This window comes from Thermomonas sp. (genome assembly GCF_046293095.1).
GTDB lineage: Bacteria > Pseudomonadota > Gammaproteobacteria > Xanthomonadales > Xanthomonadaceae > Thermomonas.
Genome location: NZ_JBKBPN010000006.1, coordinates 33,339 through 53,854 on the forward strand (window position 1 = coordinate 33,339; position 20,516 = coordinate 53,854).

13 protein-coding genes are annotated in these 20,516 nt (G+C 68.8%); 6 read left to right on the forward strand and 7 right to left on the reverse strand.

Features of this window, described 5'->3' with window-relative positions:
- Positions 1-7: 7 nt before the first annotated feature.
- Positions 8-937 (reverse strand): ArsR/SmtB family transcription factor, encoded by a 930-nt coding sequence (locus tag ACK4SG_RS11040; protein WP_409601804.1) that lies wholly within the window; start codon positions 935-937, stop codon positions 8-10.
- 257 nt (positions 938-1,194) lie between these two features.
- On the opposite strand from ACK4SG_RS11040, the gene ACK4SG_RS11045 reads away from it, so the two are divergent.
- From ACK4SG_RS11045 to ACK4SG_RS11065, 5 genes are all read left to right on the forward strand, one after another.
- Positions 1,195-2,343 carry an acyl-CoA dehydrogenase family protein gene (locus ACK4SG_RS11045; RefSeq protein WP_409601805.1) on the forward strand — a complete coding sequence of 383 codons (1,149 nt, stop codon included), beginning with the start codon at positions 1,195-1,197 and terminating at the stop codon, positions 2,341-2,343.
- 55 nt (positions 2,344-2,398) lie between these two features.
- Positions 2,399-7,345, forward strand: coding sequence for an NAD-glutamate dehydrogenase (locus ACK4SG_RS11050; RefSeq protein ID WP_409601806.1), 4,947 nt, complete (start codon positions 2,399-2,401; stop codon positions 7,343-7,345).
- A gap of 134 nt (positions 7,346-7,479) precedes the next feature.
- Positions 7,480-8,250, forward strand: a complete 771-nt coding sequence (locus tag ACK4SG_RS11055) for an NAD kinase (RefSeq protein WP_409601807.1) — start codon at positions 7,480-7,482, stop codon at positions 8,248-8,250.
- Positions 8,251-8,280: 30 nt separating this feature from the next.
- Entirely contained in the window at positions 8,281-10,956 is a 2,676-nt protein-coding gene (locus ACK4SG_RS11060) for an EAL domain-containing protein (protein ID WP_409601808.1), read from the forward strand.
- Positions 10,949-11,884: a 5'-nucleotidase gene (locus ACK4SG_RS11065; RefSeq protein WP_409601809.1), complete on the forward strand. Its 936-nt coding sequence runs from the start codon at positions 10,949-10,951 to the stop codon at positions 11,882-11,884. Before ACK4SG_RS11060 ends, ACK4SG_RS11065 begins: the two co-directional genes overlap by 8 nt.
- A gap of 9 nt (positions 11,885-11,893) precedes the next feature.
- Here ACK4SG_RS11065 and ACK4SG_RS11070 read toward each other — a convergent pair whose 3' ends face one another.
- The 6 genes from ACK4SG_RS11070 to recN form a co-directional block, all read right to left on the reverse strand.
- On the reverse strand, positions 11,894-12,433 hold the full coding sequence (locus ACK4SG_RS11070) for a DUF2939 domain-containing protein (protein ID WP_409601810.1): 540 nt from the start codon (positions 12,431-12,433) through the stop codon (positions 11,894-11,896).
- Positions 12,434-12,470: 37 nt separating this feature from the next.
- Positions 12,471-13,919 (reverse strand): exodeoxyribonuclease I, encoded by a 1,449-nt coding sequence (gene sbcB / locus ACK4SG_RS11075; RefSeq protein ID WP_409601811.1) that lies wholly within the window; start codon positions 13,917-13,919, stop codon positions 12,471-12,473.
- 90 nt (positions 13,920-14,009) lie between these two features.
- Complete coding sequence (locus tag ACK4SG_RS11080; protein ID WP_409601812.1) at positions 14,010-15,365, reverse strand: FAD-dependent oxidoreductase; 1,356 nt, start codon at positions 15,363-15,365, stop codon at positions 14,010-14,012.
- A complete protein-coding gene (kynU, locus tag ACK4SG_RS11085; RefSeq protein ID WP_409601813.1) occupies positions 15,355-16,629 on the reverse strand; it encodes a kynureninase in 1,275 nt (424 codons plus the stop codon). The genes ACK4SG_RS11080 and kynU overlap by 11 nt, the downstream gene beginning before the upstream one ends.
- Positions 16,630-16,653: 24 nt before the next feature.
- Positions 16,654-17,664 (reverse strand): amidohydrolase family protein, encoded by a 1,011-nt coding sequence (locus ACK4SG_RS11090; protein WP_409601814.1) that lies wholly within the window; start codon positions 17,662-17,664, stop codon positions 16,654-16,656.
- Positions 17,665-17,700: 36 nt separating this feature from the next.
- Positions 17,701-19,359: a DNA repair protein RecN gene (recN, locus tag ACK4SG_RS11095; RefSeq protein ID WP_409601815.1), complete on the reverse strand. Its 1,659-nt coding sequence runs from the start codon at positions 19,357-19,359 to the stop codon at positions 17,701-17,703.
- A 76-nt stretch (positions 19,360-19,435) separates the two neighbouring features.
- Here recN and hrcA point away from each other — a divergent pair, with 76 nt between their 5' ends.
- On the forward strand, positions 19,436-20,485 hold the full coding sequence (hrcA, locus tag ACK4SG_RS11100; RefSeq protein ID WP_409601816.1) for a heat-inducible transcriptional repressor HrcA: 1,050 nt from the start codon (positions 19,436-19,438) through the stop codon (positions 20,483-20,485).
- The last annotated feature ends 31 nt before the right edge of the window (positions 20,486-20,516 follow it).

The following is a 20,516-nucleotide window of genomic DNA, read 5'->3' on the forward strand; positions in this document are numbered from 1 at the left end:
ACGCCTCTTACGGCTTCACGCCGGTCAGCGAGATCACCTCGAAATGCGGCGGCCGGCGCTCGCGCGTTACCGTTTCGCAATTGGCGATCGTCAGCCCCGCCTTCTGGGCGAACTTGCGCAGCTCCTTCTGGGTGAACCCGAGGTTCACATGGCCATAGGCCTGCACCACGCTGCGGTGTTCGTGGCGGGCCAGGCTGGACAGCAGCAGGCGGCCGCCCGGTCGCAGTACGCGTGCGGCCTCCGCCACCGCCTGCGCGGGCCGGGCCGCATAGGTCAGGGCGTGCATCAGCACCACCAGATCGAAGCTGGCATCGGGGAAGGGCAGGGCATGCATGTCGCCTTCCAGCACTTCGACATTGTCGAAGCGGCGCAGGCGTTCGCTGGCCGCCGCGACCACCCGCTGGCTGGAGTCGATGCAGACATAGCGGTCGGCATGCGGGCTGAGCAGCTCGGCCAGCACGCCGTCGCCGGAGGCGATGTCCAGCACGTCGCCGGGCCACAGCAGCGGAAGCGCGGTGCGCGCCAGCGCTTCCCAGGTGCGCCCCGGTGAGTAGTGGCGCTCCATGTCGCCGGCCACGCTGTCGGCCCAGTTCTGATCGGCCGCGCGCATGGCCAGCACCGCCGGCACGCGCTCGGCGTCCTGGCGCAGCAGCGGGTCGTCGCTGCCGGCGCGGATGGATTGCCACAGCGTACGCAGGGCGGAGTCCACCGCGGCGTCATCGAACCGGTAGTACGCAGACACCCCGGCGCGGCGATCGCGGACCAGGCCGGCTTCCTTCAGTTTGGCGAGATGGGTGGACACCCGCGGCTGCGCCAGCTGGGTGATGGCGGACAGTTCCGCGACCGTCAGCTCCTCGCTTTCCAGCAGCGCCAGCAGGCGCACGCGGGTGGCGTCGGCGAACACCTTGAGGCGTGCGGACCAGCCTTCCAGATCCATAAATATCTTTCCATCGCGATTTAAAGATAATTGTGGCGCGATGGTGTGCCGCGGTCAAGTCGAGGGGCGAGTGGCGTGCCCGGGCAGTGCTGGGCGTTTTGCCTTTGCCGCCGTGCGGAACGCCCAGTGTAAAGACCAGCATCCGGCGATTCGAATCGTCCCGGCAGCAAAGTGCCCACGCCGCCAGGCATGGCTACGGTTCGGCGCGCCGCGGGGCTACAATGCCGCTTCTTCGGAAAGACGCAGAGAGGCGGGTCGTGGATTTCGGATTCAGCGAAGAGCAATTGATGTTGCAGGACGTGGCGCGACGCATCGCGCGCGAGAAAATCGCGCCCAGCGCCGAGCACCACGACCGCACCGGCGAGTTCCCCCTCGACAACATCCGGGCCCTGGGCGAGAACGGCCTGATGGGCATCGAGGTGCCGGCCGAATACGGTGGCGCCGGCATGGATTCGATCAGCTACGTGTTGGCAATGATCGAAGTGGCGGCCGCCGACGCCGCCCACAGCACCATCCTGTCCGTCAACAATTCGCTGTTCTGCAACGGCATCCTGACCTTCGGCACCGAGGCGCAGAAGCAGAAGTACGTGCGCGCCATCGCCGAGGGCCGCGAGATCGGCGCGTTTGCACTGACCGAGCCGCAGTCCGGCTCCGATGCCACCGCGATGCGGTGCCGTGCGGTGAAGCAGGCTGACGGCACCTACGTGATCAACGGCAAGAAGAGCTGGATCACCTCCGGCCCGGTCGCCAAGTACATCGTGCTGTTTGCGATGACGGACCCGGACAAGGGCGCGCGTGGCATCACCGCCTTCCTGATCGATACCGACCGCGCCGGCTTCCACCGCGGCAAGACCGAGCCGAAGCTGGGCATCCGCGCCTCGGCCACCTGCGAGATCGAGTTCACCGACTACGTGGTCCAGGCCGACGAAGTGCTGGGCGAGGAGGGCCAGGGCTTCAAGATCGCCATGGGCGTGCTGGACGCCGGCCGCATCGGCATCGCCAGCCAGGCCATCGGCATCGCCCGTGCAGCCTACGAGGCCACGCTGGCCTACGTGAAGGACCGCAAGGCCTTCGGTCAGCCCATCGGCACCTTCCAGATGACCCAGGCCAAGATCGCCGACATGAAGTGCAAGCTGGATGCGGCGATGCTGCTGACGCTGCGCGCGGCCTGGCTGAAGGGGCAGGGCCAGCGCTTCACCACCGAAGCCTCGGTGGCCAAGCTGACTGCGTCGGAAGCCGCCATGTGGATCACCCACCAGGCATTGCAGATCCATGGTGGCATGGGCTACTCCAAGGAAATGCCGATCGAGCGCTATTTCCGCGACGCCAAGATCACCGAGATCTACGAAGGCACCAGCGAAATCCAACGCCTGGTCATCGCCCGCGCCGAAACCGGGCTGCGCTGAACCAACCCCTGTCCCGACGGCCGCGCGCAGCGCGGCCGTTTCCCGTCCCAAGGCCATGAATCCGATGAGCAAATCCGTGGATACCGGCAGCAGCATCGACCTCAAACCCATTCTCCAGGCTGTCGCCAAGCGCGTCGGCAAGGCCGGCCAGGCCGAGGCACAGGCATTTGCCGCCGCGTTCTATCGGCGCATGGATGCAGACGAGTTCGCCAGCCGCAGTGCCGCAGACTGGGCCGCCCTGGCGGTCGGCATGCTGGAGTTCGCGCGCAGCCGCAAGCGTGGCCGGGCCAGCATTCGCCTGTTCAACCCGGCCGATGCGGCGCACACCCTGCTGCAGATCGTCAACGACGACATGCCGTTCCTGGTCGATTCGGTGACCATGGCGTTGGCCGATGCCGGCATCGGCGTGCACGTGCTGGGCCATCCGGTGATCCGCATGCGTCGCGACAAGGCAGGCAAGTTGCTTGCGGTGGGCGAAGGCGAGGCGGAATCGCTGATGCACCTGGAGATCGACCGTCAGCCGCAGGATGCCATCGCCGCCATCAAGGCGCGCATTGCCGGCGTGCTGGACGACGTGCGCGCCATCGTCGCTGACTGGAAGCCGATGCGCAGCCGCCTGCTGGAAGTGGCCAAGGGGCTGGAGAGCCGCAAGCTTCCGGTGGACGAGGCCGCTCGCAAGGAAGCGCAGGCATTCCTGCATTGGGTTGCAGACGACCATTTCACATTCTTCGGCTATCGCGAATACGAGGTCGCCAAGCAGGGCAAGGAAGACGTGCTGCGCGCCGTGCCTGGCAGCGGGCTTGGTTTGTTGCGCGGCGACGATGGCGGCGCGCGTCCGGTGAAGTCGCTGGCTGCCTATGCAATGCGGCATGCGGGCGAGCGCGATGCGTTGATCCTGACCAAGACCAATGCGCGCTCTACCGTGCACCGCCCCGGCTACATGGACTACATCGGCGTGCTCGACTTCGATGCCAAGGGGCGTGCGGTTGGCGAGCACCGTTTCATCGGTCTGTACACCTCCAGCGCCTATACCCGCCGCCCCTGGGACATCCCGCTGGTCCGCCAGCGCCATGCCTACGTGATGGAGGCGTCGGGGCTGGACCCGCACAGTCACAGCGGCAAGGCGCTGCGTCACATCCTGGAGACGCTGCCACGCGAGGAGCTGTTCCAGTCGAGCGAGGAGGAGCTCTATCGCACCTGCATGGGCATTCTGGGGTTGCAGGAGCGCATTCACAGCAAGCTGTTCCTGCGGCGCGACCGCTACAGCCGCTTCTATTCGGCACTGGTCTATGTGCCACGCGACCGCATGAGCACGCAGGTGCGCCACCGCATCGAGGCGATGCTGATGGAGGCCCTGCAGGGCGAGCGGGTGGACGCCAACGTGCAGATTGGCGACTCTCCGCTGGCGCAGCTGCATATCGTGGTACGCCCACGCGCGGATGCCGGTGACGTGACGTTCGACCTGCCGGCGCTTGAAGCGGGGCTGGCGACGATCGTGCGGGATTGGCGCGACGGGCTGCGCGAGCAGCTGGTGGCCCGTTATGGCGAGGAGGCCGGGCTGCGCCTGGCCGCCCGCTACAGCAACGCACTGCCGGCGGGGTACATCGAGGAGGTCAGCCCGGAAATCGCCGCCGAGGACGTGCATGACATCGACGGTCTGCACCAGCCCGGCGACATGCACTTGAAGCTGTATCGCACCCCCGCCAGCCAGCACGATCGCCTGCGCTTCAAGGTGTTCCACTATGCCGCTCCACTGGTGCTTTCCGATGTGATGCCAGTGCTGGAGAACATGGGGCTGAAGGTGCTCTCAGAGCGTCTGTTCGAGGTCGAGGTCGGGCACGAATCGGTGTTCATCCAGGACTTCGAGGTAATCAGCCAGCAGGACCAGGTGGGCTTCGAGGCCCTGGACGTGGATGCCGTGCGCGCGGCGTTCGAGCAGGCGTTCGAGCAAGTGCTGCGCGGCGGCGCCGAAAACGACGGTTTCAACCGGCTGGTCCTGCTGGCCAAGCTGGACTGGCGCCAGGTGAGTGTGCTGCGCGCCTACTGCAAGTACCTGCTGCAAATCGGCGTGCCGTTCTCGCAGAACTACATGGAAGCCACCCTGGCCCGCTATCCGCTGCTGGCGCGGCTGCTGGTCGAGCTGTTCGAGGCCCGGTTCCATCCGGCCACGGGCAAGGAAAGCCGTGCCGAGATCGAGCAGGGCATGGCCCGCCTGCAGGCGCAGCTGCGCGCGCTGGCTGGCGACAATGAGGCCACCCTGGCGGCGTTGCAGCCTCTGCTGGAAGCGCGCGCCGGCAGTCGCGCCGACCAGGAGCAGGCCGCGCGCGAGGCCCTGATCGGCCTGCTGGACCGGGTATCCAGCATCGACGAGGACCGCATCGTGCGCAGCTTCATGGGGGTCATCGAAGCCACCCTGCGCACCAGCTTCTACATCCAGTATCCCGACGGTCGGCGCAAGGATGGCGGCCCGGCCGACTACATCAGCTTCAAGCTGGATTCGGCGCGGGTGCCGGATCTGCCCAAGCCGCGCCCGTACCGCGAGATCTGGGTGTATGGGCCGCGCGTGGAGGGCATCCATCTGCGCTTCGGGCCGGTGGCGCGCGGCGGTCTGCGCTGGTCCGACCGGCGCGAAGACTTCCGCACCGAAGTGCTGGGCCTGGTCAAGGCGCAGATGGTGAAGAACACGGTGATCGTGCCGGTGGGCAGCAAGGGCGGCTTCTACTGCAAGCAGCTCCCCGATCCGGCGCAGGATCGGGACGCTTGGTTCAACGAGGGCGTGGCCTGCTACCAGCGCTTCATCAACGGCCTGCTGGACATCACCGACAATCTCTCGCCGGACGGCAAGGTGCTGCCGCCCGTGGGTGTGGTCCGCCACGACGACGACGATCCGTACCTGGTGGTGGCGGCAGACAAGGGCACCGCGACCTTCTCCGATACCGCCAATGCGATCGCCCAGGCGCATGGCTTCTGGCTGGACGACGCCTTCGCTTCGGGCGGCTCGGTGGGCTACGACCACAAAGGCATGGGCATCACCGCGCGTGGCGCATGGGAGTCGGTCAAGCGCCATTTCCGCGCGCTCGGCCGCGACTGCCAGAAAGAAGACTTTACGGTGGTGGGCATCGGTGACATGTCCGGCGACGTGTTCGGTAACGGCATGCTGCTGTCCGAGCACATCCGGCTGGTGTGCGCGTTCGACCATCGCCACATCTTCCTGGACCCCAACCCGGACCCGGCGGTTTCGTTCAAGGAACGCCAGCGCCTGTTCAAGCTTCCGCGCTCGTCCTGGGATGATTACGACAAATCGCTGATCAGCAAGGGCGGCGGCGTGTATCCCCGCTCGCTGAAGTCGATCGAGATCAGCCCGCAGGCGCGTGAGGCCCTCGGCATCGACCCGGCCATCCAGTCGATGACTCCGGCCGAGCTGATCAGCGCGGCGCTGCGCGCACCGGTGGACCTGTTGTGGAACGGTGGCATCGGCACCTACGTGAAGGCCTCCAGCGAGGCCAACGCCGATGTCGGTGATCGCGCCAACAACGCGTTGCGCGTCAATGGCGCGGAGCTGCGTTGCAAGGTGGTCGGCGAGGGCGGCAACCTGGGCATGACCCAGCTGGGCCGCATCGAGGCGGCACTGGGTGGTGTGTTGCTCAACACCGACTTCATCGACAACTCCGCCGGCGTGGACACCTCGGACCACGAGGTGAACATCAAGATCCTGCTGAATGGCGAGGTGCAGAAGAAGCGCCTGAAGCTGGCCGAGCGCAACAAACTGCTGGCGGCGATGACCGACGAGGTGGCGCAGCTGGTGCTGGTGGACAACTACCGCCAGAACCAGGCGCTCAGCCTGATGGAGCGCATGAGCGCCACCCGGCTGGGCTCGAAGATGCACTTCATCGCCACCCTCGAGGCGCAAGGCCTGCTGGATCGCAAGATCGAGTTCCTGCCCACCGACGCGCAGATCGCCGAGCGCAAGCTGCGCGGTCAGGGCCTGACCCGCCCTGAACTGTCCATCCTGCTGTCCTACGCCAAACTGGTGGCCTATCCGCAGCTGCTGGAGTCGGACGTGCCGGAGGATCCGTACCTCTCCAAGGAGCTGGTGCGCTACTTCCCCGAGCCGCTGCAGAAGAAGTACGCCAAGGCGATGGAAGGCCATCGCCTGAAGCGCGAGATCATCGCCACCGCGGTCACCAACTCCACCATCAACCGGATGGGTGCGACCTTCCTGCTGCGGATGCAGGAAGACAGCGGGCGCAGCATCGGCGAAATCGCGCGGGCCTACACCATCACTCGCGAAACCCTGGATGCACGCGATCTGTGGGCGCAGATCGATGCGCTGGACGGCAAGGTGCCCGAATCCGTGCAGATCGATGCCCTGCAGGTCATCTGGGAGCTGCAGCGCGGCTTCACCCGGTGGCTGCTGTCGCGTCCTGGCGCGGTGCCCGCGATCACCACCGCGGTCGAGCGCTATCACGACGGGTTCCGTGACATCCGCTCGGGCGAAGGCATCCTGCCGCCGTCACAGCGTCCGGAGTATGAGGCCAGCCGCAAGGAATGGCGGGCCAAGGGCCTGCCTGCCGCGCTGGCCGACCAGCTGGCAGCACTGCCTTACCTGGAGTCCAGCGCCGACATCATCGAGCTGGCGCGCGAGCGCAAGCTGCGGCCGATCGAGGTGGCCAAGGTGTACTTCCGCCTGGCCGATGCGCTGCACGCGCCGTGGTTGCGTGCGCAGATCGAGGCGCTGAAGGTGGAGGGCCGCTGGCACGCGGTGGCACGCGGCGTGTTGCGCGACGAGCTGTTCGCCCAGTTGCGGGTACTCACCGCGCAGGTGCTTGCGGTGCCGGGCAAGGATGCCGATGCCAAGGTGCGGGCATGGCTGGCACGCGATGACGCCTCGCTGCGCTTCACCCTGGCGATGCTCACCGAACTGGCAGCGCAGAAGACCCTGGACTATCCCACCGCATCGGTGGCGGTGCAGCGGGTGGCGCAGCTGGCCCAGCGCGGCTGAATTCCCCTGCCACGGTTGGAGTGCGATGGGCGTCCCGCGAGGGGCGCCCATCGCGTATCCGCCGCTTGCCACATGGCCATCCCTGCGGGTACCCAGGCCGACCGCGCCCGGCGGGCTCTTGCTATCCTCGCGCCATGACCACGCATCGTCTCTGCCTGCTTGCCAGCCCGACGGAAGAAGCCCGCGCCGCGCTGGCGTTGCTGGAGCGCCGCCATGGCCGCCATGGGCCGGAAGAGGCCGACGTCATCGTGGCACTGGGGGGCGATGGCTTCATGCTGCAGACGCTGCACCGCCATGGCTATCTGGGCAAGCCGGTGTACGGCATGAAGCTGGGCACGGTCGGCTTTCTGATGAACCAGTACCGCGCCGAGGACGATCTGCTGGCACGGATCGATGCCGCCGAGCCTGCGGTTCTGCACCCGCTGGAGATGGTGGCGCAGACCGAATCCGGCGCCAGTGTAGGGTCGCTGGCCTACAACGAGGTGTCGCTGCTGCGCCAGACCCGCCAGGCGGCGCATCTGCATATCGAACTCAATGGCCAGGTGCGCCTGGACGAACTGATCTGCGACGGCGTCATGGTGGCCACGCCTGCCGGCAGCACCGCTTACAACTTTTCCGCGCACGGGCCGATATTGCCGCTGGGCGCCAATGTGGTGGCGCTCACCCCGATTGCGCCGTTCCGGCCCCGGCGCTGGCGCGGCGCGGTGCTGAAGTCGGGCACCGAGGTGCGCTTCCGGGTGCGTGATCCGCACAAGCGTCCGGTCAGCGCTACCGCGGATTCGCATGAAGTGCGTGATGTCATCGAGGTGCTGGTACGCGAGTCGCGCGAGCGCAGTGTCACCCTGCTGTTTGACCCGGAGCACAACCTGGAGGAACGCATCCTGATTGAACAGTTCGCCACCTGACCACGCGTTCCCGACGATGCGAAGAGCCTGATGACGTTCGACCGCCATGCTCCCGAGACATCCACCGCGACCGGGCTGCCTGCCGGGCCGCGCCTGTCCGCATGGGCCTCGGCGCTGGCGGCATTCCTGCTGGGGATGGTGCTGACGGCCTGGCTGGCGCACTCCGAAATGCGCAGGGCGCAGCAGGAAGCCCGCCGTCTGTTCGAGCAGGAAACGGCGCAGGTGGCGGATGCGATAGGCGGCCAGCTGGCGCAGTGCGGTCATCTGATCCGGTCGTTCCAGTTGCTCTTCCTGGCTTCGGACGACGTGACCCAGGAGGAGTACACCCGCGCCTACGAAAACATGGTGTCCAGCGCGGCCCTGCACGTCAGCCTGCAGGCGCTGGCCTACACCGAGCGCCGCCGGTTGCCCGACGGCGACCACTACATCACCACGATGTTCGTCCCGCGCGAGGGCAACGAGGCCATCGCCGGCCTGGATGTCACCACCCAGCCGGGGAACCTGCAGGCGCTGCTGCGTTCCCGCGATACCGACCAGGTGGCCATGTCCGAGCCTTTCAGGTTGCGCCAGCCTGGGCCCGGCGGGGAGCGCGCCAATGGCATCATCCTTCGCCTGCCGGTCTATGCGCAGGGACGGAAGCCGGCTGCGCGGCAGGCGCGGGCGGAGGCGATCGTCGGCTCGATCGGAGCGTCCTTCCGCATCGCCGACCTGATCGAGTCGGCTCTGCCTGGTGCGCCTGCGCGGCTTGCCGATATCCGGGTGGAGGACACGACGGGAGGCACTGCCAACGTGTTGTATGCGCGCACGTTTGCAGGTCGCGCCGCGGGAGCCGGCCATGCTGTGCGGCTGGATTTCGGCGGGCGTACCTGGAGGGTGGTTGCCCATGCCCGGCAACAGGTCTCCAGCACCTGGCAGTGGGTGCTGTGGACAGGCACCCTGGTCAGCGCGCTGCTGGCTGCGCTGGCATGGTCGCTGGTCAGTACCCGCGAACGTGCCATTGCGCTTGGCATTTCCATGGCGAGCCGATTCCGGGCCAGCGAGGAGCGCTTCCGTACCCTCAACGAGTTGCTGCCCAGCCTGGTCGTGCTGGCACGCAAGGACGACGGCGCCATCGTCTACCGCAATGCGGCGGCCCGCCGCCGGCTGGCCGCGCGCTTCGCAAGCGCGGGCCTGCAGGATCTGCTGGATGCCCCGGTGCTTGAACGCATGGCCAGCGATACCCACACCCCTGCGGCCATCCACGACCAGACCGCCGGCGAACAGCCCCTGCAGTCGCTCGAGGTGGAACTGGAGGGCATCGATGGCCAGCGGTTCTGGGCCAGCCTCCTGATCAGCAGCATCGAGATCGATGGCGAGCCGATGTGGCTGCTGGTGGCCAATGACATCTCCGAGCAGCGCCAGCTTACCCAGCGGCTGAGCTACCAGGCCAGCCACGACTCCCTGACCCGGCTGTACAACCGGCGTGAGTTCGAGGCGAAGGCGCAGGCCCTGCTGGGGGCGGAAGGCAGCGGCCAGGGGGCGCTGCTGTTCATCGATCTGGACCAGTTCAAGCTCATCAACGACACCTCGGGGCATGCCGCCGGCGACGAGCTGCTGGTGCAGCTTGCCGCGACGATGGGTGACAAGTTGCGTCCCGGCGACGTGCTGGGGCGGCTGGGGGGAGACGAATTCGGCGTGCTGCTGCAGGGCGTGCCCTCGCCGGAGGCTGCCCTCCTAGCGGCGGAGCGGCTGCGCCGCAGCATCGAGGAATTCTCGTTCAGCTGGCAGCAGCGCAGTTACTCGATCAGTGCCAGTATCGGGGTAGTGATGCTGGCCCATGCCGACTCGCTGAAGCAGCTGTTCGCCCACGCTGACGCCGCCTGTTACCAGGCCAAGGAAGCCGGGCGCAACCGCGTGCACCTGTACGCGCATGATGATGTGGCCATCAGCAGCAGGCTGGGCGAGATGGAGTGGGCCCACCGCATTCGCGATGCGATCCGCGACGGCCGCCTGTTGCTGGATTACCAGGAGTTGCGGCCGCTGCAGCCAAATGCCGGGCAAGGCGCGCATATCGAAGTGCTGTTGCGCCTGCGCGACGAGGATGGCGCCATCGTCCCGCCCGGCGCCTTCCTGCCCGCGGCCGAGCGCTACGGCCTGATGCCGCTGATCGACCGCTGGGTGGTGGAGAACACACTGGGCAATCTGGATCGCCTGCATCCGGACGGTGCCCGCCTTGCCACCTGCGCCATCAACCTGTCCGGGGCCAGCCTGGAGGATGATGCGCTGTTCGACCGCATCGAGGCCCTGGTCGGGCTGTACGGCATAAACCCTTCGCGGCTGGTGTTCGAGATCACGGAGACAGTGGCGGTGCGGAACTTCGAGGCCTCCCGTGCGCTGATCGCGCGCCTGCGCGCGCTGGGCTGCCGGGTGGCGCTGGATGACTTCGGGGCCGGCATGTCCTCGTTCGGCTATCTGAAGAACCTTGCGCTCGACATGCTCAAGATCGACGGCAGCTTCGTGCAGGCCATGGCCAGCGATCGCATGTCGCATTCGATCATCCGCGCGGTCACCGAGATCGGCCATCAACAAGGGCTGCTGGTCGTGGCGGAGTGGGTGTCCAGCCCGGAGCTGCTGGCGCTGCTGGCCCCCTTGGGCGTGGACTATGCGCAAGGCTTTGCCCTCCACCAGCCGCAACGTGCGGTTTTCCAGCGGGATGCCGATGACTGACTTGACCGCCCATGCGCCGGACCGGAGGGTGCCGCCGCTGGTGGTGGCAATCACCGCGCGGGCGCTGTTCCATATGGAGGACAGCCATGCGCTGTTCGAGCGCGAAGGCATCCAGGCCTTCGCCGAGTTCCAGCGCCAGCGCGAGGACGACGTGCTGCCGCCGGGCATCGCGTTCCCGCTGGTGCGCAAGCTGCTGGCGCTCAACCAGGGGGCACCGGCCGCGCCGCGGGTGGAAGTGATCCTGCTCTCGCGCAACTCCGCCGATACCGGGCTGCGCGTGTTCAACTCCATCCAGCACTACGGGCTGGACATCCGCCGCGCCACGTTTACCGCCGGCGCGCCGGTGTGGCCCTACATCAAGCCGTTCGGGGCCCAGCTGTTCCTGTCGGCCAATCCGGACTCGGTGCGGCGGGCGCTGGAGGCGGGCGTGGCCGCGGCCACCATCCTGCCGGAGCGGGCCAGCGAGCCGCGCCATCCGCACCAGTTGCGCATCGCCTTCGACGGCGATGCGGTGATCTTCGGCGATGAGAGCGAACGCGTGTCGCGGGAGCAGGGCGTGGAAGCGTTCGGCCAGCACGAGCGCGAGCGCGCCCGCGAGCCGTTGTCCGGTGGGCCGTTCCGCGGCTTCCTGGCGGCCCTGCACGATTTGCAGGCGGCATTCCCGCCGGGGCAGGACGCGCCGATCCGCACCGCGTTGGTCACCGCGCGCTCGGCGCCCGCGCACGAGCGGGTGATCCGCACGCTGCGCGAATGGGGCGTGCGTCTGGACGAGGCGCTGTTCCTGGGCGGGCGTGACAAAGGGCCGTTCCTGGAAGCGTTCGGCGCCGACATCTTCTTCGACGACTCGCCGCACAATATCGATTCCGCGCGGCGTCACGTCGCCGCCGGCCACGTGCCGCACGGTGTGGCCAATCCACCGTCGGGCTGATGCTTGCCGTTATTCCGGCAGGCGCAGCCCCGCCAGCTTCCAGGTCAGGCCGTCGCGGCGGAATTCGAATACCACCGGCCTGCCTTCGGCATTCGGCACCGTGGCGGTGAACAGCGAAGGGGATTCGAAGCGCGTCTGCGCATCGGCCAAGGGATCATTCAGCGGCGGCCGGCCGTCCTTGCCTGCCCTGGGGTGCACCCGCTGCGCCAGCGCGCTGCCGGTCAGCAGGGTGGCGATGCCCTGCGGCGACACCATGGTGTCGATGACGGGCTGGGCAATCAGGGCGGTCACCTGGCCGATGGTCCGAGCGCTCTGTTGGCCACCCACCCGCTGGATCATGCCTTCGGCGATCCGTTCCTGCAGCTGTGGCCGCAGGCTCTCGCGCAGACGCTGGTAGTCCACGAAGCGCCAGAGCTCATCGTACTGGCCGCTGGCCACCGTGCGGCGGAGTCCGTTGATGGCCAGATACGGACCGGCGGCCACGTAGCCAACCAGCACCAGCAGCAGGCAGCACGCAATCCACAGGCTCCACTTGGCTTTCTTCGACACGGTGATTCCTCCGGAAATCCTGCGCCAGTCTAGTCGGTCAGCCGCCCAAGCCTGCAGTGATGTGGTCGCCCCAGGCCGCCAGCTGGTCAAGCAGGGCCAGCGTGGCGGGGGCGTCGGCGTGCGTCGTGCGCAGGCGGGCGATCTCCTCCCGGTACTGCGCCAGAGTGAGTTCCGACAGCCCGGCATCGGTCAGCAGGCGCCGCGCACGGTAGGCATCCCACCTGCTGCGTTCGGAGGGCAGCAGGCTGTCGGGCCAGTTGCGGGCGCGGTAGCGGAACAACAGTTCCGGCAGGCGCGGATCGCGGAAGGCGAAGGTGGCGCCGGCCAACAGATGCGGCGGCGTGCCGCGCACCTGCGCGAACAGGCGCTTGTCGCCGTCGCCGATGAAGCCGTCGTACAGCGCGGCATCCGGGTCGGCCGGGGCGGCCGGCCTGTCCTGCGCGTAGACCCGGCGGATCTTCTCCGCCAGCGCCGGGCCGGCCTCGCGCAGGCGCGCGGCATGGGCCTCGGCGCGGGCGACGTCGATCCCCAGACGGGCGAAATCGGCGCCGCGCAGGTGGTCCCAGCGCACCAGCGCCGGGCATTTGTTGGTGTGGACCTCTTTCAGAGGAATGCGTGCCTCGCCTTCCGGAAGGTCCTGCTGCCGCACGTACAGGCGCGCCGCGATCGCCTCCGCGTCCAGCGCCAGCAGGGGCTCGGGATCGGCCGTAAGGTCGAACACCACCACCCGCGCGTCGATCCGCGGATGCCGGGCCAGCGGCAGTACCGGCGCCGCGCACAGGCGGGCGGCCGGGTAGCGTTGCGACACGTGCAGCAGCGGCGCCATCGCCACGGTGTCCAGCAGCGAGGCGGCGAAGCGCTTGTCGCGCAGGCGCAGCGCGTAGTTCCACAGCCCCGGCTGCGCCCGCTTGAACAGCCGGGCCACGCCGATGAGGGCGCGCACGTCGCTCAGCGCCTCGTGGGCCATGCCCTGGCGCAGGTCGTTGTCCTCGGCAAGGTGCTCCAACCGGAAGCTGGTGCCCTGGCCGTCGTCGCGGGTGCGCCAGACGATGCCCTCCGGCCGCAGGGCGTGCATCAGGCGCAGGGCGTCCAGCAGGTCCCAGCGCGAGTTGCCGCCGCGCCATTCGCGCTCGTAGGGGTCGAAGAAATTCCGGTACAGCCCGTAGCGGATGAATTCGTCATCGAAGCGCAGCGAGTTGTAGCCGGCGCTGCAGGTGCCGGGCCGGCCCATTTCCTCGGCAATGCGGGCGAAGGCCGTCGCCTCGTTGACGCCATCGCTCAGCAGTGCCTGCGGGGTCAGGCCGGTGACCAGGCTGGCAGCGGGCGAGGGCAGCAGGTCATCGGCGGGCTGGACCTTGAGGTCGATGGGCGCCTCGATCTCCTCCAGGTCGGGGGTGGTGCGGATCGCCGCGAACTGGGCGATGCGGGTCCGGCGGGGATCGGTGCCGAAGGTTTCCAGGTCGTAGAACAGGAAACTCTCGCTCATGCGTTGGCCCTGCCGTTGGCGTGGTGGTGGCCGTTGGCCGCGCCCGGCTGGCCGGGTGCAGCTGTCAGGGCAGTGTTCTGGATGTGGCGGTCACGCATCCTGCAGTGGCTCCAGCGCCGCCAGCACCGCGGCATCCAGCCTCGCCCAATCCACGTCGTCCAGCGCGGAAAGCCCGCGGGTGGCGTCTTCCAGGAGCCGGCGCTGGACCTCGCTGCGGTGCAGCGCCAGCGCATAGGGAATGCGCATGAAGGTGACCATGGCGTAGTGGGGAATGAAGCGCCCCGGATGCCGTGCCTGCAGGGCCAGTTCGAGTTCCCGCTGCAGCAGGTAGTCGGCATCGTCCACGCGGTCGCGCATTTCGATGTAGTTCTCCAGCGCCATCCGCTGGATCGCCTCGGCATTGGGCTTGCGTTCGGCCTCGAAGGCGGCGAATGCCTTGGCCAGCGTTGGCGCACGCTCCAGGTGGTCCGCCAGCGCCACGCAATCCTCGAAGGCGCAGTTCATCCCCTGGCCGTGGAAGGGCACCATCGCGTGGGCGGCATCGCCCAGCAGCACGGCGTCGCCGCCCAGGTGCCAGCGGTCCAGGTACAGCGTCGCCAGGTTGCCGACCGGATTGGCCTCGTAGTCGTGGCGCAGGGCGGGGATCAGCGGCAGGGTGTCGGGGAACTGCTGGCCGAACAGCGCCAGTGCCTCGTCGCCGGTCTGCACCGTTTCGAAGCTGGGGTGCGCGCCGCGGTGCGGCATGAACAGCGTCACCGTGAAGGTGCGCTCGTCGTTGGGCAGGGCGATGCACATGTAGTGACCGCGCGGCCAGATGTGCAGGGCATTGGGTTCGATGCGGAAACCGCCGTCGGCGGCCGGCGGAATCTCCAGCTCCTTGTAGCCGTGGTCCAGCCAGTCGGTGCGTTCGCCCAGCGGCAGCACCTTGGCCATCTCGGCGCGCAACGTGGAGCCGGCGCCGTCCGTGCCCACCAGCGCCCGGAACGGATGGGCCACGCGCTCGGCGTGGTGGCGGAAGGTGGCGGTGCGGGCGCCGAAATCGACCTGCTCCAGCGCGTGGTCGAAGTGCAGCCGCGCGCCATGGGATTCGGCGATGTCCAGCAGCACCAGGTTGAGCTCGCCGCGGTTGATCGACCAGATCACTTCGGAGTCGTCGCGGCCGTAGCGCTGCAGGCCGGATTCGCCTGCCAGCGGGTGCACGAAGCGGCCGCGCATCATCACCGCCTGCTGCAGCACGTCGCCATCCGCACCGGCCTGGCGCAGCGCGTGCAGGCCGCGTTCGGCCAGCGCCAGGTTGATCGAGCGCCCGCCGGCATAGCCTTCCACCCGCGGATCGCCGCGCCGTTCGAACACATCCACCGACCAGCCGCGCCGCGCCAGCAGGATGGCCAGCAGGGCGCCGGCCAGGCCGCCGCCGACCAGGGTGATGGACTTGTCAGCCGGCATGGTGCCACCCCCGGACGGTGCGGGCGAACCGCAGCACGTCGCCGTAGGTGTTGTACAGCGGCACCGGCGCAATGCGGATCACGTCGGGTTCGCGCCAGTCGCCCAGTACGCCGCGGGCCGCCAGGAACTCGAACAGCGCACGCCCGCGGTCGCGGCCACCGCGCACGCGCAGCGAGAGCTGGCAACCGCGACGCGCGGCATCACGCGGGGTCACCACCTGCAGGATGTCGTGCAGGTCGGCGTCGATCAGCTGTTCCAGGTAGCCGGTGAGCCGTTCCGACTTGGCGCGCAGGGCCGGCAGGGTGGCGCGGTCGAACAGCGCCAACGAGGCGCGCAGCGGCGCCAGCCCCAGAATCGGCGGGTTCGACAGCTGCCAGCCGTCCGCACCCGGCGTGGGCGTGAACGCCGGGCCCATGCGGAAGCGCGTTGCCTCGTCGTTGCCCCACCAGCCGGCAAAACGCGGGCGCTGGGTGCGGGCGTGGCGCGCGTGGACGAAGGCGCCGGCCACCGCGCCGGGACCGGCGTTGAGATATTTGTAGTGGCACCAGACCGCGAAGTCGGCGCCGTCGTCGTGCAGGCGCAGCGGCAGGTTGCCCACGGCATGGGCGAGGTCGAACCCGGCGATGGCGCCCACCGCATGGGCGAGGCGGGTGATCGCACCGAGATCGAACGCCTGCCCGGTTCGGTACTGCACGCCGGGCCACAGCACCAGCGCCAGGCGGTGCCCTTGGGTGGCGATGGCGTGCTCGATCGCCGCCATCGAGACGGTGCCATCGGGCGCGTCGGGTTCCACTTCGATGAGATCGGTCGCCGGGTCGAAGCCGTGGAAGCGCACCTGCGATTCCAGCGCATAGCGGTCGGAGGGGAAGCTGCCGGCTTCCAGCAGGATCGCCGGGCGTTCGCGGGTGGGCCGGTAGAAGCTCACCAGCAGCAGGTGCAGGTTCACGGTCAGCGAGTTCATCGCCACCACTTCGTCCGGTTGCGCGCCCACCACCCGCGCCAGGCCGTCGCGCACCAGCGCGTGGTAGGTCATCCACTGCGCGTCGCCGGTGAAGTGGCCCTCCACCGCTTCGGTGGCCCACTTCTCCAGCACCTGTTCGACGTGGGCGCGCGCGCCCTTCGGCTGCAGGCCCAGCGAATTGCCGACGAAATAGGCCTGCGGCGCACCGTCATGCAGCGGCAGATGGAATTCATCGCGGAAACCGCGCAGGGGGTCGGCGGCGTCGAGGGCGGCGGCGTGGGCGTCGGAGAGCAGGTCGGTCATGGGCATTGCGTGTCCGTCAACAGATCAGGCGAAGCGCGCGGCGGGCAGGCCCAGCCAGTCCAGCGCGGTGCCGTGGTACAGGCGGGCGCGGTCGGTTTCATCCAGCAGCAGGCGTTCGATGCCTTCGCCCGGTACCTGTTCGCCCAAGGGGAATGGATAGTCGGTGCCCAGCATCACCCGGTCGCTGCCGCAGGCATCCAGCAGGTAGCGCAGCGCCGCGTCGTCCGCCACCCACGAATCGAAGTAGAGCCGCTGCAGGTACTCGCGCGGATTGCGGAAGTTGTCGGTGGCCACCAGATCCGGGCGCATGTTGAAGCCGTGTTCGATCCGCCCGATGGTGTAGGGGAAGCTGCCGCCACCGTGGGCCAGCGCGATGCGCAGCTTGGGCAGGCGCTCCAGCACGCCGCCGAAGATCAGGCAGCAGGCGGCGCGCGCCTGTTCGGCCGGCATGCCGACCAGCCAGGGCAGCCAGTATTTCGGCATCGACTCGGCGCCCATCATGTCCCAGGGATGCACGAGGATGGCTGCGCCCAGGTCGCTGGCGGCTTCGAAGAACTCGAACAGCTCCGGCGCGTCCAGGTTCCAGTCGCCCACATGACTGCCGATCTGCACGCCTTGCAGGCCCAGCTCGTCCATGCAGCGTTCCAGCTCGCGCACCGCCAGCTGCGGCGACTGCAGCGGCACCGTGCCGATGCCGGCGTAATGACGCGGAAACGCGCGGCAAGTCCGGGCCATGTGGTCGTTGAGCGCCTTGTGCAACTCCAGCGCCTGGTGCCCCTTGGCCCAGTAGCAGAACATCACCGGCACCGTGGACAGCACCTGCACCTGCACGCCGAAGCCCGCGTAGTCGTCGATGCGGATCTGCGGGTCCCAGGTCTTCGGCCAGATCTCGCGGAAGAACTTGCCGTCCTTGTAGATCCGGTGGCGGCCGTCGTCGCCGTGGTGGATCACCGGGAAGCGGTGGTCGCCGTACTTGCTGGCGAGGTCCGGCCAGTCGCGCGGCAGGTAGTGGGCGTGGGTGTCGATCTTGAGCATGGGCCGATTCTAGGGCCATGCCGTCGCGCCGTCAGATCAGGAGACTTCCAGCAGCTTCTTCGCCGCAGCGCGGGCTTCCTGGCTGACATCCGCGCCGCCCAGCATGCGGGCGATCTCGTCCACCCGGCCAGCGGCATCCAGCGCGACCACCGAGGACTGGGTGATGCCGTCCTGCGCCGCCTTGCTGACCCGGTACTGGGCGTGGCCGGCGGCGGCGACCTGGGGCTGGTGGGTCACGCACAGCACCTGCTTCGATGCGCCCAGCGCGCGAAGCTTGGCGCCCACCGCGGCGGCCACCGCGCCGCCGATGCCGGCATCCACTTCATCGAACACCAGGGTGGCGGCGGCATCCTGGCCCTGCGTGGCCACTTCGATGGCCAGCGAGATGCGCGAGAGTTCGCCGCCGGAGGCGACCTTGCGCAGCGGGCGCGGCGGTTGGCCGGGGTTGGCGGAGACCAGGAACTCCACGCGCTCGCTCCCCAGCGGGTCGGGCGTCCCGGTGGCGTTGGGCTCCAGTGCCACCTCGAAGCGGCCGCCCTGCATGCCCAATGCGCCCATCAGGTCGGTGATCGCGTCGGCCAGTGCATCGCCGGCGCGGCGGCGCGAGGCGGACAGCGCGGCGGCTGCGGCTTGCCAGTCGGAAAGCGCCGCGGCGATGTCGCGGTCCAGCCGCTGCAGGCGCGCGTCGGCATCGGCCAGCGATTCGAGTTCGGCGGCCAGCGCATCGCGGTGCGCGGCCAGTTTGTCGGGGGGGACGCGGTGCTTGCGCGCCAGATCCTGCACGCGCACCAGCTGGCGTTCGATCTCCACCAGCGCCGCCGGGTCCAGATCGAGGTCGTCGCGGATCCGCTGCAGCAGCGCCAGCGCCTCATCCAGCTGGATTCCCGCGGCCTCCAGCATGGCGTCCACCTCGGCCAGTCGCGGCTCGTGGTCGATCTCGCGCTGCAGGCCGCCACGCAGGTGCTGCAGGCGCGCGCCCAGGGCGTCATCGCCACCCAGTGTTTCCAGCGCTGTCTCGCAGGCGCCAATCAGCGCGGCGGCATGGGCGTGGCGGCGATGGCTGGCGTCCAGCTCGGCCAGTGCCGCCGGGTCCAGCGGCTGCGCCCGCAACTCGTCCAGCTGGTGCTGCAACCATGCCTGGCGCTCGCCGACGTCGCCGCGGGCGAGCAGGGCATCGCGCTCCTGCTGCAGCGACTTCCAGCGCCGGGCGCTGTCGGCAGTGGCCGCCAGGAGGTCGGGATGGCGGGCGAAGTCGTCCAGCAGGCGGGTCTGCTGCGGGCGTACCAGCAGCGCCTGCTGGGCGTGCTGGCCGTGGATCTCCACCAGCAGGCCGGCTAGCTCGGCCAATTGCGCCAGGGTCACGCTGCGGCCGTTGATCCACGCCTTGGAGCCGCCGTCGGCGCGCAGGGTGCGGCGCAGCTGGCAGGCGCCGTCCTCGTCAAGGTCCGCCTCCGCCAGCCATGCCGCCGCGACGGGGCAATCATCGAGTGCAAACTCGGCGCACAGCTCGGCACGCTGGGCGCCGTGGCGCACCGCGCCGGCGTCGCCGCGGGCGCCGGACAGGAAGCCCAGCGCGTCCACCAGCAGCGACTTGCCGGCACCGGTTTCGCCGGACACCACGGTGAGGCCGGGGCCGAACTCCAGGTCGGCCTGGGCCACCACGGCGAAATCGCGGATCGAGAGTCGGGTCAGCATGGGGCTGCATTTTGCCTGCGCCCGCCGGCCGCGGATAGCAGTTGCAAGCTGGCGGGCCGGCGCTTACAACCATGGCATGCGCCGCCGGCCCCACGACATTACCCACGACCCCCGCGCACGCCAGCTGCTGCGCACGCTGGTGGCGCGGCATATCCGCAGCGGGGAGCCGGTGGGATCGCAGACCCTGGCCCGGCATGCCGGGCTGGATATCAGTCCGGCGACCATCCGCAACATCCTGGCCTCGCTGGAGGACGCCGGCCTGCTGGCTGCGCCGCACAGCTCAGCCGGTCGCGTGCCCACGGCGCAGGGCTATCGCCTGTTCGTGGACTCGCTGCTGCAGGTCAAGCCGCTGGCGGCTGAGGACGTGGAGCGTCTGCGCAACGGGCTGCCCGCCGGTGCGGGTACACAGGCCCTGCTGGGCAGCACCTCGGAACTGCTGTCGGCGATGACCCGTTTCGCCGGCATGGTCAGCGTGCCCAAGCGCGAGAGCTTCGCGTTCCGGCAGATCGACTTCGTCGCGCTGGACCCGCAGCGGGTGCTGGCAATCCTGGTGTTCGCCGACGGTGAGGTGCAGAACCGGGTGGTGCAGGTGCGGCGCGCGTTTTCGCCCCCGGAGCTGGAGCAGGCCGCCAACTACCTCAATGCCCATTTCGCCGGGCAACCGCTGGCACTGATCCGCACCGCGCTGCTGCGCGAGCTGCGCGACGCCCGGAGTGAGATGGAGCGGCTGCTGGCCAGTTCCGTGGAGCTGGCCGAGCAGGCCTTCGCGCCGGCGCGCGAGGACGACATGGTGGTGGCGGGGCAGACCCGGCTGCTGGGTCTGCAGGAGTTGGGCGACCTGGACCGCCTGCGCGCCCTGTTCGAAGCCTTTGCCGAAAAGCGCGAGCTGCTGCAGTTGCTGGAGCGCACCGCCAAGGCGCCGGGGATGCGCGTGTTCATTGGCGAGGAAACCGGGTTGGCGCCGCTGGAGGGCATGTCGCTGGTCACCGCGCCCTACGGCCGCGACGGCCAGGTGCTGGGCGTGCTGGGGGTGATCGGGCCCAGCCGGATGGCCTACGAGCGGGTGATCCCGGTGGTCGAGGCCACCGCCGAAATGCTCGGGGCTGCCTTGAATCCCGACGCCTGAAGCCCCATGACGCGGTCTGGTGCGGCAGTTC

Excerpts from the sequence above, each read along its gene's own strand:
- kynU (WP_409601813.1), bottom strand. The coding sequence starts at position 16,629 with ATGACCGACCTGCTCTCCGACGCCCACGCCGCCGCCCTCGACGCCGCC.
- ACK4SG_RS11040 (WP_409601804.1), bottom strand. The coding sequence starts at position 937 with ATGGATCTGGAAGGCTGGTCCGCACGCCTCAAGGTGTTCGCCGACGCC.
- ACK4SG_RS11065 (WP_409601809.1), top strand. The coding sequence starts at position 10,949 with ATGACTGACTTGACCGCCCATGCGCCGGACCGGAGGGTGCCGCCGCTG.
- sbcB (WP_409601811.1), bottom strand. The coding sequence starts at position 13,919 with ATGAGCGAGAGTTTCCTGTTCTACGACCTGGAAACCTTCGGCACCGAT.
- ACK4SG_RS11050 (WP_409601806.1), top strand. The coding sequence starts at position 2,399 with ATGAATCCGATGAGCAAATCCGTGGATACCGGCAGCAGCATCGACCTC.
- ACK4SG_RS11055 (WP_409601807.1), top strand. The coding sequence starts at position 7,480 with ATGACCACGCATCGTCTCTGCCTGCTTGCCAGCCCGACGGAAGAAGCC.
- ACK4SG_RS11060 (WP_409601808.1), top strand. The coding sequence starts at position 8,281 with ATGACGTTCGACCGCCATGCTCCCGAGACATCCACCGCGACCGGGCTG.
- ACK4SG_RS11080 (WP_409601812.1), bottom strand. The coding sequence starts at position 15,365 with ATGCCGGCTGACAAGTCCATCACCCTGGTCGGCGGCGGCCTGGCCGGC.
- ACK4SG_RS11090 (WP_409601814.1), bottom strand. The coding sequence starts at position 17,664 with ATGCTCAAGATCGACACCCACGCCCACTACCTGCCGCGCGACTGGCCG.
- recN (WP_409601815.1), bottom strand. The coding sequence starts at position 19,359 with ATGCTGACCCGACTCTCGATCCGCGATTTCGCCGTGGTGGCCCAGGCC.
- hrcA (WP_409601816.1), top strand. The coding sequence starts at position 19,436 with ATGCGCCGCCGGCCCCACGACATTACCCACGACCCCCGCGCACGCCAG.